Annotated in this window: 16 protein-coding genes; 3 read left to right on the plus strand and 13 right to left on the minus strand. The window is 69.7% G+C overall.

Features of this window, described 5'->3' with window-relative positions; all coding sequences use genetic code 11:
• The first annotated feature begins 26 nt into the window (after positions 1-26).
• On the plus strand, positions 27-581 hold the full coding sequence (locus CSW64_RS13085) for a 4'-phosphopantetheinyl transferase family protein (protein WP_172448541.1): 555 nt from the start codon (positions 27-29) through the stop codon (positions 579-581).
• Here the strand turns inward: CSW64_RS13085 and CSW64_RS13090 are convergent.
• The 11 genes from CSW64_RS13090 to CSW64_RS13140 form a co-directional block, all read right to left on the minus strand.
• Positions 574-1,653, minus strand: coding sequence for an endo-1,4-beta-xylanase (locus tag CSW64_RS13090; RefSeq protein ID WP_172448542.1), 1,080 nt, complete (start codon positions 1,651-1,653; stop codon positions 574-576). The genes CSW64_RS13085 and CSW64_RS13090 overlap by 8 nt on opposite strands.
• Entirely contained in the window at positions 1,650-2,360 is a 711-nt protein-coding gene (locus CSW64_RS13095) for a sugar phosphate nucleotidyltransferase (protein ID WP_099622536.1), read from the minus strand. Before CSW64_RS13095 ends, CSW64_RS13090 begins: the two co-directional genes overlap by 4 nt.
• Positions 2,357-3,406 (minus strand): GHMP family kinase ATP-binding protein, encoded by a 1,050-nt coding sequence (locus CSW64_RS13100; RefSeq protein WP_099622537.1) that lies wholly within the window; start codon positions 3,404-3,406, stop codon positions 2,357-2,359. Before CSW64_RS13100 ends, CSW64_RS13095 begins: the two co-directional genes overlap by 4 nt.
• A complete protein-coding gene (locus CSW64_RS13105) occupies positions 3,406-4,407 on the minus strand; it encodes a GHMP family kinase ATP-binding protein (RefSeq protein WP_099622538.1) in 1,002 nt (333 codons plus the stop codon). The genes CSW64_RS13100 and CSW64_RS13105 overlap by 1 nt, the downstream gene beginning before the upstream one ends.
• Positions 4,408-4,409: 2 nt before the next feature.
• A complete protein-coding gene (locus CSW64_RS13110; protein ID WP_099622539.1) occupies positions 4,410-5,042 on the minus strand; it encodes an SIS domain-containing protein in 633 nt (210 codons plus the stop codon).
• On the minus strand, positions 5,021-5,602 hold the full coding sequence (locus tag CSW64_RS13115; RefSeq protein ID WP_099622540.1) for a D-glycero-alpha-D-manno-heptose-1,7-bisphosphate 7-phosphatase: 582 nt from the start codon (positions 5,600-5,602) through the stop codon (positions 5,021-5,023). The genes CSW64_RS13110 and CSW64_RS13115 overlap by 22 nt, the downstream gene beginning before the upstream one ends.
• Entirely contained in the window at positions 5,599-6,333 is a 735-nt protein-coding gene (locus CSW64_RS13120) for a nucleotidyltransferase family protein (protein ID WP_099622541.1), read from the minus strand. Before CSW64_RS13120 ends, CSW64_RS13115 begins: the two co-directional genes overlap by 4 nt.
• A 35-nt stretch (positions 6,334-6,368) precedes the next feature.
• Complete coding sequence (locus CSW64_RS13125) at positions 6,369-7,118, minus strand: transaldolase (RefSeq protein WP_099622542.1); 750 nt, start codon at positions 7,116-7,118, stop codon at positions 6,369-6,371.
• 94 nt (positions 7,119-7,212) lie between these two features.
• Positions 7,213-8,199, minus strand: a complete 987-nt coding sequence (locus CSW64_RS13130; RefSeq protein ID WP_099622543.1) for a glycosyltransferase family 2 protein — start codon at positions 8,197-8,199, stop codon at positions 7,213-7,215.
• Entirely contained in the window at positions 8,196-9,146 is a 951-nt protein-coding gene (locus CSW64_RS13135) for a glycosyltransferase family 2 protein (RefSeq protein ID WP_099622544.1), read from the minus strand. Before CSW64_RS13135 ends, CSW64_RS13130 begins: the two co-directional genes overlap by 4 nt.
• Positions 9,143-9,844, minus strand: coding sequence for a sugar transferase (locus tag CSW64_RS13140; protein WP_099622545.1), 702 nt, complete (start codon positions 9,842-9,844; stop codon positions 9,143-9,145). The genes CSW64_RS13135 and CSW64_RS13140 overlap by 4 nt, the downstream gene beginning before the upstream one ends.
• An 18-nt stretch (positions 9,845-9,862) precedes the next feature.
• On the opposite strand from CSW64_RS13140, the gene CSW64_RS13145 reads away from it, so the two are divergent.
• Entirely contained in the window at positions 9,863-10,696 is an 834-nt protein-coding gene (locus CSW64_RS13145) for a WecB/TagA/CpsF family glycosyltransferase (protein WP_172448543.1), read from the plus strand.
• Entirely contained in the window at positions 10,693-12,081 is a 1,389-nt protein-coding gene (locus CSW64_RS13150; RefSeq protein ID WP_099622547.1) for an O-antigen ligase family protein, read from the plus strand. The genes CSW64_RS13145 and CSW64_RS13150 overlap by 4 nt, the downstream gene beginning before the upstream one ends.
• On the opposite strand, the gene CSW64_RS13155 is transcribed toward CSW64_RS13150, so the two are convergent.
• The gene (locus tag CSW64_RS13155) at positions 12,017-13,291 is read right to left on the minus strand and encodes a polysaccharide biosynthesis protein (RefSeq protein ID WP_099622548.1); all 1,275 of its coding nucleotides are present in this window, start codon (positions 13,289-13,291) and stop codon (positions 12,017-12,019) included. The genes CSW64_RS13150 and CSW64_RS13155 overlap by 65 nt on opposite strands.
• Before the next feature lie 10 nt (positions 13,292-13,301).
• Positions 13,302-13,979, minus strand: coding sequence for a polysaccharide biosynthesis/export family protein (locus CSW64_RS13160; RefSeq protein ID WP_172448544.1), 678 nt, complete (start codon positions 13,977-13,979; stop codon positions 13,302-13,304).
• Between the last annotated feature and the right edge of the window lie 52 nt (positions 13,980-14,031).

Consider the following 14,031-nt stretch of genomic DNA (forward strand, 5'->3'; position numbering starts at 1 on the left):
CGGCCCTGGCCGCCGACGAGGCGCCGGTGCTGGCCGCGGCCTGGAGCGTCTCGGCGCCGGCCCGGAGCGTGCTCGCGCGGCTTCTGGCGCCGCTGGGCTGGGACGGAATTCTCGATCGCGGGCCGCTGGGCGCGCCCGGTTCGCCCTGGCTGCGCGCGCGCGGCCTGTCCGTGAGCCTGTCGCATGCGGATGGCCTGGCCGCCGCCTGTGTCGCTCGGGGCGGGCCATGCGGCGTCGATATCGAGACGGTGGATGCGTCAGTCGATATCCACGCGGTGGCGGAAACCGTGTTGCCCGCCTCCGCCGTCCGGCAGGTCGCCGCGGCGCCGGATCCGCGGGAGGCGTTCTTTCGCCTCTGGACCCTGAGCGAAGCCGCCCTCAAGACACTCGGCGTCGGTTTCTCCAATCCTGTCGATGGGTTGGAGATCACTCTTGGTCCACTGATGATCATCGGCGCAGCCCCGGCCGACAGCGCCTGGAGCGCCTTCGAACTCGCCCCCGCGCCTAGCCATCGCCTGGCCGCCGCCATGCTCGCCGCCGACGGCGCCGAGGTCAGGATGATCGCCGGCCCACTCACCTGACGCCTCCGAAGGCCTGCGCGATAGCCCGTCGCGCAAGCTTGGGCGCCAGATCGCGATCGAAGGGCAGCGGCCGCACCGGCGCACCGTCACGGCGCGGGAACATGTCGGCCTTGGACGTGTAGCGGTCGCTGAGCCCCCAGGTCGTGACCATCCGCACCGCCGGCTCGTCCAGCACGGCGCGGAGGAAGGCGTCGTAGATCTCCGCGACGACCTCGTCGCGCCGAACGACGCCGCCCTGCGTGTTCTGATCATTGACGTCCAGTTCGGTGACGTAGATCTCCAGCCCCAGCCGCGCCACGTCGCGCAGGAACCGGCGCAGCCCCTCGCCGAAGGCCGGCGGCCGGTCGCCGAGCAGATGCCCCTGGATCCCAAGCGCGTGGATCGGAACCCCGTCGCGCCGCCACCCGGCCAGCCGCTCCAGCGTCGTCCCGCGCTTTTCGACCATCCAGGCTTCGTCGTCGTACTCGAAGCCGTAGTCCGACAGGACCAGCCGCGCGGCCGGATCGGCGCGATGCGCGGCCTCGAAGGCCATCGGGATGTAGTCCGGCCCCAGCGCCTCGAGCCATGGCGAACGGCGCAGGCCGTCCGGGCGCCGGTCGTTGCGCTCGATCGCCTCGTTGACCACGTCCCAGGACCGGACCCGTCCGGCATAGCGCCCGACGACGGCGTCGATGTGCTCGTACAGAATCTCGGCGGCTGTCCCGGGGTTCAGCTCCCGCGCGAGCCAATCCGGGTTCGCCTCGTGCCAGACCAGCGCGTGGCCGTGGACCGCCATCCCCTGCCCCTGCGCGATCTCGACCAGCCGGTCGGCGCCGGCGAAGTCGAACCGGCGCGGCGCGGGCCGCAGCAGGTTCCACTTCATGTGGTTCTCGGGGGTCAGGCCCGCGCACTCGCGCCGGATCAGAGCGGCGAAGGCCGGGTCGCGGTCCAGGGTCTGAGGCTCGACCGCCGCGCCGAACAGAACGCCGCGACGCGCGGCTGCCTCCGCCAGGCTTTCCGCGGGCTGGGCGCGACAGGCTCCCGCCGCCGCGATCGCGCCGCCGGCGACGACAAGGCGACGGGTGATGGTCACGGCGCCCCCTCCCCCGGGTCCCCAAGATCCATGTCCTGGACCGCGCGATAGCTCTCCGGCACGCCGATGTCGATGAAAGACCCCTCGCAGACGCGACCGCGCAGCCGTCCTTCGCGCGCCAGGCGAGGCAGCAGCGCCCCCTCCAGCGATGACGGCGCCGACACGCCTTCCAGGACGGATCGCGACAGCGCGTAGACGCCGCCGTTGATCAGCCCTTCCACCAGCGCCGGATCACGCGGTCGCAGGCCCGTGACCCTATCTCCCTCCAGCACGACCGTCTCGTAGCGGTCGGCGGGCGCGACCCGCCGCAGGGCCATGATCGCCTCGCCCCCGGCCGTCGCCAGGTTCGCCCAGTCGAAGTCGAACCAGGTGTCGCCGTTGACCAGCAGGAAGCGGTCCTCGAGCAGAGTCTCGGCGTGAACCAGCGCGCCGGCTGTCCCCAGGGGATGCGGCTCGCGGCTAACCGCGAGGGTCAGACCCACGCGCGCCTCGACGTCGCCGGCGAACCAGGCGTCCAGCACCTCCGCGCCATGTCCGGCGAGCAGCAACGCCCGGTCGAAACCCTCGCGGCGGGCCTTGAGCAGCAGCCACTCCACGAACGGCCGTCCGCGCACGGGCAGCAGCGGCTTGGGCGTTTCACGCGTCAGCGCGCCCAGCCGCGTCCCCAGGCCCCCGACCAGGATCACGCACTGGCGCGCGTCGCTCATCCCCTCACGCTCCAGGCCTCGGCGCCGTCGAAGGTGAACTTGACCGCGCTGGCCTGCCCGCCCGCGGCGTTCAGCGCCTGGGTCAGGCGATAGCGGTTCTCCGGATCGGTGCAGAACATCAGGAAGCCGCCGCCGCCGGCGCCGGAGACCTTGCCGCCCCAGGCGCCGCCGACCATGGCGATCTCGAACAGCCGGTCGACCTCGGTCGTGGCGATGCCGTCGGCGGTGCGCTTCTTGGCTTCCCAGGAGCGCATCAGCACCGCCGCCACCTCGCGCAGGTCACCGGCCAGCATGGCCTCCTTCATCGCCGAGGCGTCGGCCTTGAGACGGTGCATGCTCTCGACAACCGTCGCATCGCTCTCCAGGCCTTCGACCTGTCTGCGGATGATGGCCTCGGAGGCCCGCGACTGGCCGGAGAAACAGACGACCAGCGACGACTCCAGCTCGTTCACATAGCCGCGCCGGACCCGCAGCGGGTTCACCACCACCCGCTCGTCGGCCAGGAACTCGATGAAGTTGATCCCGCCGAAGGCCGCCGCGTACTGGTCCTGACGCCCCCCGGCCAAGCCCAGGTCGCGCCGCTCGATCCGCCAGGCCAGCTGGGCCACCTCGTAAGGTCCGAGTTGCAGGTCCAGGGCCGCCCGGAAGGCCTCGACCAGCGCCACTACCAGCGCCGACGAGGACCCCAGGCCCGACCCGGGCGGAGCGTCGGTCGTGGTCGAGACGGTGATCGCCGGCGCGACGCCGTCGAGATAGGTCTCCACCATGTGCCGGTAGACGGCCTTGTGCAGCATCAGCGGACCGTTCGCCGCCATCGGCTCGCCCGGGCGGTAGGTCTCCTCGGCTCCGATATCGCTGGCGCGGAAGGCGACCAGACCGTCCGATCGGGCGGCCAGGTGCGCGAAGGCGAACCGGTCGATGGTCGCGTTCAGCACGGCGCCGCCGTGCAGGTCGCAGTAGGGCGACAGGTCCGTGCCGCCGCCGGCCAGACCCAGCCGCAGGGGCGCCCTCGCCCGCACGTCCCAATGCCCCGCCGGCGCGCGCATCAGGCGGTCTCCGCCAGACGCGAGCCCAGCGGGTCGATGCCGTAGATCAGTCGCGGCATGTTCTGCGCGGCCATGTAGGCCTCCAGCGCCGCGCCGTCGCCCGGGCAGAACAGCATCAGGAAGCCGCCGCCGCCGGCCCCGATCACCTTGCCGCCGGTCACGCCGTAGGCGTCGCGGACATGGTCGTAGAGCTGGTCGATGTGCGGCCAGCTGATCTGGCTCGAGAGCTTCTTCTTGCTCCGCCAGTGCTCGTCGAGCATCCGGCCCCAGCCGTCCAGGTCGCCGGCGATCCAGGCGTCGCGGATGCGGTAGCCCAGGTCCTTGATGAACCCCAGGCTGTCGCTGACCGTGTCCCGGCGCGGGGCGTCCGTCGACAGCATGGCGTTGTGCTGGTCCGACAGGATCACCGCCGCGTCCCGGCGCAGGCCCGTGTAGTAGATGTGGGTGTGCCGCACGAAGGCCGCCTGGACCTCCGGATCGAGCGCCACCCGCTTCACGGCGACCTGCCCGTCCGGCGCGATGTCCAGCGTCGTCAGCCCGCCGAAGGCCGCCATGTACTGGTCCTGCTTGCCGATGCCCTTCTTCAGGGTCTCGATCTCAAGGGTGCAGGCCTCCTCGGCCAGCGCCTGCGGATCGGGCCGATGACCCTTGATGGCGTGCAGGGCGTTCAGGAAGCCGACCAGGAAGCTGCTCGACGAGCCCAGCCCGGTGCCGCCGGCGATGTCGGCCAGCGACGCCGCCTCGAGGCGGTCGTCCAGCCCGTGCGCCAGCAGCGCCGCCCGGACCAGCTCGTGCTTCACATCCTCGGCCCGCGGCGAGACCTCCGGCTGGGGACCATAGAGCACGACCCGGTCGTCGAAGACCGGACGGTGGGCGGTGATGTGGATGTGCTTGTCCAGCGCCATGGCGAAGATGAAGCCGCCGCCATGGCGATAGTAGCTCTCCAGATCGGTGCCGCCGCCCCCCAGGGTGACGCGCAGCGGGGTGCGTGTCGAAATCATGGTCACTCCGCGGCGGCCGCGGCGGCGCTCGGGGCGTTCGTGGGCGCGATCGTTTCCCAGTGTCCCTTGCTCTGGGACAGCAGCGGATGCGAGACCAGCAGGTGCCAGACCACGGCGGCCAGCCCCTCGACGATCGGGGTGATCAGCTGGGCGTCGACCGTCGGGATGACCACGCAGGCGTCGGCGATCTTCGCGGTATAGCCGCCGTCGCGGCCGACGATGCCGGTGACGGCCGCGCCCTTCGCCTTGGCGTACTGCATGGCGCGCACCAGGTTGGCGCTGACCGGGGGCTCCAGGCTGCCGCCGCCGACCGAGAAGATCAGCAGGCCGTCCTCGGGACGCAGACGGCTGCTTTCGAGCCAGGTCGAGAACACGCCTTCCCAGCCCTCGTCGTTGATGCGGGCGGTCAGTTCCGAGACGTTGTCGGTCGGGCAATAGGCCTCGAAGCCGCAGATCTTGCGGAAGTCGTTGGTCGCATGGCTGGCGTGGCCGGCGCTGCCGCCGACGCCGATCAGGAACAGGCGGCCGCCGCGCTCGCGGACGTCGGCCAGGGTCTGGGCGACGGCTTCTACGGCGGCCTGGTCGATGGAAGCGACGGCGCGTTGGACGACGGTCAGGAAGTGGTCGGTGAACATGAAACAGGCTCCCTGCGCGAGGCGCATTGGCGGGGGGAACCGTCGCCCTGGACGAGGCGGCGGAAAGCAAGGAGGTCGGCGACGACATGGTCGGCTCCGTCTCCGGTGTTGTAGGGCCGCTTGAGCAGCACCGTCTGGACTCCCGCGGCCCGCCCGCAGGCGGTGTCGCGGTCCTGGTCCCCGACCATCCAGCTCCCATGGAGGTCGATGTCCCAGCGCTTGGCCAGCGACAGCAGCATGCCCGGAAGAGGCTTGCGGCAGTCGCAGGCGTCGGCGTTGTCGTGGCGGCAGGCCGCGATCTCGTCGATCGGCAGCTTGCGCGCAATCTCGTCGTGGATGGCGTCGAGCGCCGCGTCGGTCATCAGGCCGCGGCGGACGTCCGGCTGGTTGGTGACCACGAACACCCGATAGCCGGCCTCGCGCACCAGGGCGAGGGTCTCCGCTGCGTCGGGTTCGATCACCAGTTCGTCCGGCGTGCGCGGCGAAGCCGGCTTGCCGTCGCGCCAAACGACGCGGTTGAGGACCCCGTCCCGATCGAAGAACACCGCCCGGCGGCTCACAGCGACACCTTTCCCTGCTCCAGCAGCGCGACGCCGGCGGCGTAGCTCTGCGGCGTATCGAGGCCCAGGCAGTAGCCGCCGTCCTCGATGACATAGGCGCTCAGTCGGCGCCCCTGCTGCAACATCTGAGGAAAGACGTCGCGGCCGAAGTCGACGAGGCCTGCCGTCGGGATCAGGTCCAGGATCGTCGGCTCGACCATGTAGACCCCCGCGTTGACCAGCGGATCGGCCACAGCATCGCCAATGCCTTCCAGGAACCGCTCGACGGCCTGATCGGCGGTGATGCGCACCCGGCCGCCGGCGATGCCGGTGTGGGCGTGGCGGTCCCGATCGAAGAGCGCGATGGTCGCCTCCGCCTTCTGGACGTAGTGGCGCGCCTGCAGGGCCGCCAGGTCGCAACGCACGACGCTGTCGCCATAGACGACCAGCATGGTCTCGTCGAACGCTTGGCGAATGTTGCCCAGGGCGCCGGCGGTCCCGAGCAGCTCGGGCTCGTAGACATAGTGCACACGCAGCCCGAAGGCCTCGCCGTCACCGATCGCCTCGCGAATGGCGTCGGCGGCGTAGTGCAGGTTGATCCAGACCTCCCGCACGCCGCTGTCGGCCAGCCAGCGCAGGTTGTGGGCCAGGATGGCGTCGCCGCCGAAGGGAACCAGGGGCTTGGGCAGGTCGCCCGCGACCGCGCGGATGCGACTGCCCAGCCCGGCCGCGAGGACCAGGGCCTTGAGCATTGCTGTAACTCCGGATTTTGGGAGGCTGGCTGGCCCTAGAGGGTGAAGCCGGCCGAGACCGCGTCCTTGCGGAACATGTCCACCGTCTCGAGCGAGAGCTCGGCCAGGTCCTTGCCCGACATGTCGAGCTTGCGGAGGATGTCCGGCGTCGCCGTGATGATATGGCAGCCGCAGTCGCGGGCCTGGTAGATGTTCAGCACTTCACGCGGACTGGCCCAGAGCACCTCGGCCAGCGGCTTGCGGGCGGCCAGGGCCACCGCGGCGCGCATGATCGGCATCGGATCGACTCCGGTGTCGGCGATACGACCGGCGAACACCGAGACGATGCCCGGAACGGACGGATCCAGGGCCTCGACCGTACCCGCGACCTGCTCGAGCGTCAGGATGGCGGTGACGTTCAGCTTGATCCCGTCGCGCGACAGACGCTCGACCAACGGCAGGCTGCTTTCGCCCTTGGTGTTGGTGATCGGGATCTTCACATAGACATTGCGGCCCCAGCTGGCGATCAGTCGAGCCTGCCGCTCCATCTCGACGAAGTCGTCGGAGAAGACCTCGAAGGACAGCGGCATGTCCGGGATCAGCGTGACCAGCTGCTGCGCGAAAGTGGCGTAGTCCTCCACGCCCGCCTTGAACATCAGGGTCGGATTGGTGGTGAACCCGACCACGCGACCTTCATCGTACAGACGCGAGAAGTCGGCCAGGCTCGCGCCGTCGCCGAACAGCTTGATGCCCGTGACGGACTTCGCAGGCTGAACAAGAGCGGGGTACTTCAGTTCGCGCAACATGGGTTCTCCACTTCTGCCTCAAACGGGCACAGTCGAACTTCCACCCGACAAGAAGCGCGCCAATAACAACATCACCGTACCCTATGGTAAGCGACTAATTGACACGCGTGGTTATCAGAGTATTGAGCGCGGGTTCCTGAATGTATCCTATAGGTTGCTTCCAGGTCAGTTTTCCGAGGCCATGAGCCATCAAAACCCGTCCCCTTAGACGAGTGTTTGACCTGAATTCACCGGTGGCGACAGCGATGAGCCAACCGGCGGACAGCTGCATAACCCCTTTCAACATAAGGATCGCCCAGGCGATCCGCGGGCGTTTGGCGCCGTCGAGATAGATCGTGACGTAGTGCTGCGTTTCCCGTCGCACGCGAATTACACGGTATGCGGGTAGCGTGCGGTGCTCGGGAACCGTCTCGGTTACGCGGGCCCGCGCCGCATACACTAGTTTACAATTCTGGCGGTGCATCCGGACGAAGAGCTCGGCGTCTTCCCCCCCAGCGTCGCCGAAAGACTCCCGCATCGGCCCGTTTTCGGACACGCCGCGGTGTGCCAAATCGAACAGCGAGTTTCCGGTGCCGAGGCCGTAGCGCGGCTTTCCGCCCGGCGTGGTGAGGACGATCTCCGCCAGATCGGGCAGCCCCAGATCGCGGACGAAAGCGGCGCCCGTGGGATCCCAGGCCGGCGGCGCGCCGGTCTCGAAGCGCGCCAGCCTCGGCCCGACCACGACGGCGGCGTCGGTCGCGCGGGCGGCGGCGACCAGGGCGTCGGTCCAATCGGGATCGGCGATCTCGTCGTCGTCGATGAAGGCCAGCCAGCGCCCTCTCGCCTCCGCGAAGCCGCGATTGCGCAGCGTGGCCATGTTCCGCGTCAGGTCGACGATATAGCGGATCGGCCAGACGGCCTCCCCCGCCAGAGCCTCGACCACCGCCGCGGCGCTGCCCGACGGGTGATTGTCGATCACCACCAGTTCGAGCGCCAAGCCGAGGGTGTTGTGCTGCGCCAGGCAGGACCGCAGCGTCTCGGCGAGATGCAGCGGACGATCGTAGGTGCAGACGACGATGCTGAGGTCGGGAGAGGCGCTCATCCCGCCTTTTCCTCGATGAAGCCGATCGGCGACCGCCAGGTCAGCTTGCCCAGCCCCTTGGCCAGGCCGATGCGGTGGTCGAAACGCCTCGGCCGGAGGAACTCGCCGGTGACGACATAGAGCCCGGCGTGAACTCCCATCTGGATCAGACCCAGCAGCGTCACCCGCGCCGTTGTGACCAGCTTGTGGCGGCTGGTGGCGATCCGGCACACGGCATAGTGCTGCGAGCCGCGCTTCATGCGGGTGATCATGTAGTCGGGCCGCGCCCGCTCGATCTCGATGAACTCGCGCACCACGGCGTCCGGCGCCCAGACGAACCGTCTCCCCGCCAAGGCCAGGCGGAACAGCAGCTGGGTGTCCTCGCCGTTGGCGTCGCCGAAGGCCACGTCGAAGGGCTCGGGATCGGCCAGGCAGGTGGTCACGCGGAACGCGGCGTTGCCGCTGCCCAGCCCCTTCCCCTTCTTCCGGAAGCGGCCGAAAAGATGCAGCTCCGTATCCGCCGGCAGCCGGAAATCGAGCGTGTAGCGCCACCCCTCCGGGTCCCAGTCCGGCGCGGCGCCGCCCTCGAACTCCGGCAGCTTGGGGCCGAAGGCCGCGTCGGCGCCCGTGCGCTCCAGCGTCTCCAGCAAGGCTTTCAGCCAGCCGGCGTCGGGCGCCTCGTCGTCGTCGATGAAGGCCACGTATCGGCCGCGCGAGGCCTTGATTCCCAGGTTCCGGACGATCGAAATGTTCCGCCGCGCATCGCTCAGATAGACGATCGGCGCGCCGGCGGCGGCATGCCCGGCCACGAGCGCCTCGGCGAGACGGTCGGGATGGTTGTCCACCACGACGACCTCGAACCGGACGCCGGCCGCGCCGCGCTCGAAGATCCCGGCCAGCGTCCGCGCCAGCAGGTGCACGCGGTCGTAGCTCAGCACCACGACGCTGATGTCGATGTCGCCGCTCATGCGCCCGTCCCCCGGATCACGACGCCGACGGTGCGGAACAGGATCTTGATGTCGAGCCACAGCGACCAGGTCCTGATGTACTCCAGGTCCAGTTTCACCCAGTCGTCGTAGTCGCTGATCCGGTGCCGCCCTTCTACCTGCCACAGGCAGGTGATGCCCTGCTTCACCGCCAGCTTCTGGCGCTGGAACGGCGTGAACCGCGCATACTCGTGCTCGCGCGGCGGCCTGGGACCGACCAGGCTGAGGTCGCCTTTCAGCACGCTCCACAGCTGCGGTAGTTCGTCGATGCTGTACTTGCGCAGCCAGCGACCCAGCGGCGTGATGCGGGGATCATTCTCCAGCTTGAAGGCGGGCCCCTGCATCAGGTTGCCGGCCTGCAGCCCCGCTTCCTGGGCGTCGGCGTCCGGGACCATGGTCCGATACTTATAGCCGCGGAAGCGACGACCGCCTTGCCCCACCCAGTCGCAGGCGTAGAACACCGGCCCGGGACTGGTGGCCTTCACCAATCCCGCGACCAGGAGCAGGAGCGGCGACAGGACGACCAGCAGCGCGGCTGAACCGACGATGTCGACCAGGCGCTTGAGCGCCAGTTCGACGCCGACGTCGCGGCCGCCGGCCAGCGCCACGGCGGGCGGTTCGGCGGCTGGCCCGCGATCTGCAGGAACGGAAGCGTACGGGTCGGAGTTGGCGGGATGCATGGCACTATGGAGACGGTTTTGGCCGCTGACGTGGCGAAATGGGACGATACGGACGCCGGCGAGCAAGCCGCGCGCCAGCCTGAGACGCCTTTCCGCGCCGTGCGTTTCGCCGGGCTGAGGTTTACGCCCATGTCGGTCGCGGAGGCGACCGCCGCCCTGGCTGCGCGACAACAGGACGCGCCCTTCGCCGCCTTCGTCACGCCCAACGCGGAGCACGCCTGGCTGCGCCGCCATGATCCGGAGTTCGCCCGCTGCGGCGAGGCGGCCTGGATCAGCACCAACGACAGCCGCGTGCTGCGCAACGCCGCCTTGCTGGGCGGCCTCAAGCTGGACTTCGCGCCGGGCGCCTATGTCGTCCGCGACCTGTTCCGCGAGGTGATCCGACCGGACGACGCCCTGACCGTGATCGGCGGGACGGACGCGACCATCGCCGCCCTGTGCGAACAGTTTGGCTTGAATCGGATCGCACACCACAATCCGCCCATGGGCTTCATCCACGATCCGGACGCGGTGCGCACGGCGGTCGACTTCGTCGCCGCTCATCCCGCCCGCTTCGTGTTCGTCGCCATGGGTCCGCCTCAGTCCGAGAAGTTCTGCCAGCGGGTGATCTCGGACGGCCGGTCGACCGGCCTGGGCCTCTGCATCGGCAGCTCCCTGACGGTGATCACCGGCCAGATGAAGGCCGCCCCCGATATCATGGAGCACACCGGCTTCGTCTGGCTCTATCGGCTGGCGCGGGAGCCGGGCCGGCTTTGGCGGCGGTATCTGGCGCGCGGACTGTGGGGCCTCGGCTACGGCCTGTGGGACGCGGCCCGCCTGCGTCTGGGCCTGCGCAAAGCCTGGCCCGGATGAGCGACGGTCCCGCCGCCTCCCGCGCCGCCTTGGCGACCGAGACCTGGCGGGCCATCCGCGCCGATCAGCGCGCCGCCCGCGAGACCCTGACCGACCGCTGGATCGTCCTGGCCGCCGGGACCCTGCTGGTCCTGATGCTGCTCTACGTCCTGATCGGCAACAAACCCTACGTCCACGAGGTCGCCCTCGACCCCCTGACCGGCGCCACCGAGATGTCGCCGATCAACCGCTACATCTGGCTGGCGCTCGGCGCCCTGTCCGTTCCCCTCCTGTGGCTGCGGCGCGGGGACTTGATCGTCGCCTTCCGCCAACTGTGGCCGCTGCTCCTGTTGCTGGCCTGGTTCGCCCTGACCACGCGCTGGGCGCTCGACCCCGCCGCCTCGAGCCGCCGCCTGCTGCTCTATGGAGTCAACGTGGCGATCTGCGTCGCCGTCGCGGTCGGGCTCCGCGACATGCGCCGCGCCCACATGGCCATGGCCATCGCCTGCGCCATCGTGGTCGCCATCGACATGGCGTCCTGGATCATCATTCCCGGTCGGTCGATGACGCCGCTGGGCCTGGCGGCGATCCATTCGCATAAGAACACCCTGGGCGCGGTGATGCTGCTGGCGGGGTTCGTCTGCGGAACCTACGCCTGGGGCCAGGCGCACTGGCGCGGACGGCTGTTCTGGTGGGCGGTCACCGTCTGCGCGATCGCCCTGCTGATCGCCAGCCGCTCCAAGACCAGCCTCGGCATCTTCTTCGCCCTGGCCGCCTTCACCCCGGCGTTCGTGCTGGTGCTCAGGCGGCGTCCCATCGAGATCGTCGGCGTCGCCGCCCTGATCGGCTTCGGGATCACGCTGCTGCTGTTCGGCTGGCTCGGCTACGCCTATGCGGTCGGCATGGACCCGATCGACCCGGTGCGCGGCGTCACCTTCACCCAGCGGACCGACGTCTGGGCCTTCGTCTACCAGCAGGCCGCCCAGCATCCGGTCGGCGGCGTCGGCTTCGGTTCGCTCTGGGACGTGAACCCTCAGGTGCAGCCCAGCCTGCAGACCGACTACTGGTTCGCCCGGCCGGACGCCTTCACCAACGAGGCCCACAACGGCTACCTCGACATCGCCGCCACGACCGGCCTGGTCGGCCTGGCCGGGGCGCTGTTCCTGCTCGGGCGCTGGATGCTGCGCGGCGTCCTGCTGCTGCGCGCCGAGGCCATCGCCGTTCCGACCGACCGCGCCGGATTGGCCGCCGCCATGGCGCTGGGCATCTTTCCGCTGCTGATGTTCGGCCACAACTGGATGGAAAGCAGCTACTGGACCGCCAACTCCATCTTCGGAACCATCATCCTGGCGGTTGGGATCCAGATGGACCTGACCTGGGCGCGGCGCTCAGCCGGCGCAGCATGACCGCCAGGATCACGCCGGCGATGACCGCCTCGAGCCCCTGCCCGACCGCCGTGCCGACCACCGCCCCCGCATAGCCCAGCGGCCCCATCGCCGACAGGATCGCCGCCGTGGCCGCCAGCGACGCCGCCGCATTGGCCAGGGCCAGGGCCTTGAACGCCTTCAGAACCTGCAGCCCCGTGCTCAGCACCGTCTGGCCGAAGCCGAGCCCCGCCGCCAGACCCCACAGAGGCAGAAGCGCCTGCGCCTCGTGGTAGCGCCCGTCGAACAGCCCAGCCGTGATCAGCGGCCAGGCCTCATAGACCAGCAGGGTCCATACGGCGGCCACCGCAATCCCGCCGGCGGTCGTGAGCAGCAGCATCCGCGAGAAACCGCGCCAATCGGCCGCCTCGCGCCGGCGGACCAGGTCGTTGCGGCCGACCATGCTCCAGGACAGCGCCAGCAGCGGCACCGGCCGCAGGAAGGTCTGGCTGAACGACAGCAAGGCCAGCACCGCGTTGCCGAACGCCCCGCCGACCGCGAAAACGTAGAACCGCGCCAGCAGCTCGCTGCTGGTCACCCCCAGGAAGATCCAGCCTGACTGCCGGACATAGCCGCCGTAGTCGCACAACCGGCGCCAGTCGAGCCGCTCGGACAGCCCCCCGCCCATCGCCCGCAGCCAGCCCGCCAGCCCGACCAGTCCATAGGCGGCGCCCAGCAGGCCCAGGATCTCGTCGGCATGCAGCGGCTGGAACAGCAGATGCCCCAGGCCCAGAAAGCCGGCCGCCAGCACCAGCACCGCGCCGGTCTGGACCGCCGCCGTCTTCGCCTCCCCGCGGCTGAAGCAGACGAAGCGGACGTACTGCTGCAGCAGGAAGGCCGGCACGAACAGGGCGGCCACTGGCGCGCCGAAGCCCGAGCCGCCCGCTCGCAGCGCCAGGGCGACGACCAGCACCGCCCCCGCGACCAGGGCCAGGAAGACCACCGTCACCATCAGCATCAGCCGCTCGACGTCGCGCCGCGCCGGATCGGTCCCGGCCGCCGGCGGCAGGACCTGAAGGTGGCAGAGGCTGACCGCGTTCTGGACGCTGCTCAGGACATAGGCGGTGCTGGACCAGAAGACGAAGGCCCCGAATTCGGCCGGCGCGGCCAGCTTGGCCAGCAGCAGGATGACGCCGAGGTTCAGCAGCGACCACAGCGCCTGCTCGATGATGGACGTGAGATACCGCGACATCGGCACCGCTTCAGTTGCGGTTGATGTCGTAGCTGAAGCCGAAGTTGAACGGCAGCACCCCGTTCAGGTACTGGCGCACGAACAGGTTCACCTCGGCGATGTTGCTGCGCGGCACGAAGACCAGGTCGCCGGGCAGGATCTGGAAGTCGTCGCTCGCCTGCCCCTTCAGCATCGCCTTCACGTCGACGTAGCGCACCAGCAGGCGGTTGTCGGCGACGCGGCGGCGCAACACGGCGACCTTGCCGGTCTTGGCCGTATCCTGGAAGCCGCCGGCCGCGACGATCGCCTGGGCGACATTGATCCGCCCGCGCAGCGGATGAACGCCGGGCGTGCGCACCTCTCCGCCCACATAGACCTGTGACGAGCCATAGGTCGCCACCAGGGCCTCGACCTGCGGATTGCGCAGGATCGAGCCGTAGGCGTCGGTGAGAATCTGGCTGACGACCTCGGGCGTCTGGCCGGCCACGGCGACGCCGCTGACCAGCGGGAAGACGCCGCGGCCGTCCGGCCCGACGACCACCCGGGTGTTCAGGTCCGGGTTGACGAAGAAGTTCAGGCTCAGCTCGTCGCCCGGCATGACCTCGTAGAGATAGTCGGATGCGGCCCAGGGGTCGTAGCTCACCCGGGGCTGCGGCTGGGCGAGCGCCGGCGACGCCAGGACAAGGAACAGGGCCAGCAATCGCCACATCGGCGAAACTCCTCCGGGCCTTGCGCCGGTTGGATTCGGCCCCGCCCCCCAA

The sequence above is a fragment of the Caulobacter mirabilis genome (genome assembly GCF_002749615.1).
Classification (GTDB): Bacteria; Pseudomonadota; Alphaproteobacteria; order Caulobacterales; family Caulobacteraceae; genus Caulobacter; species Caulobacter mirabilis.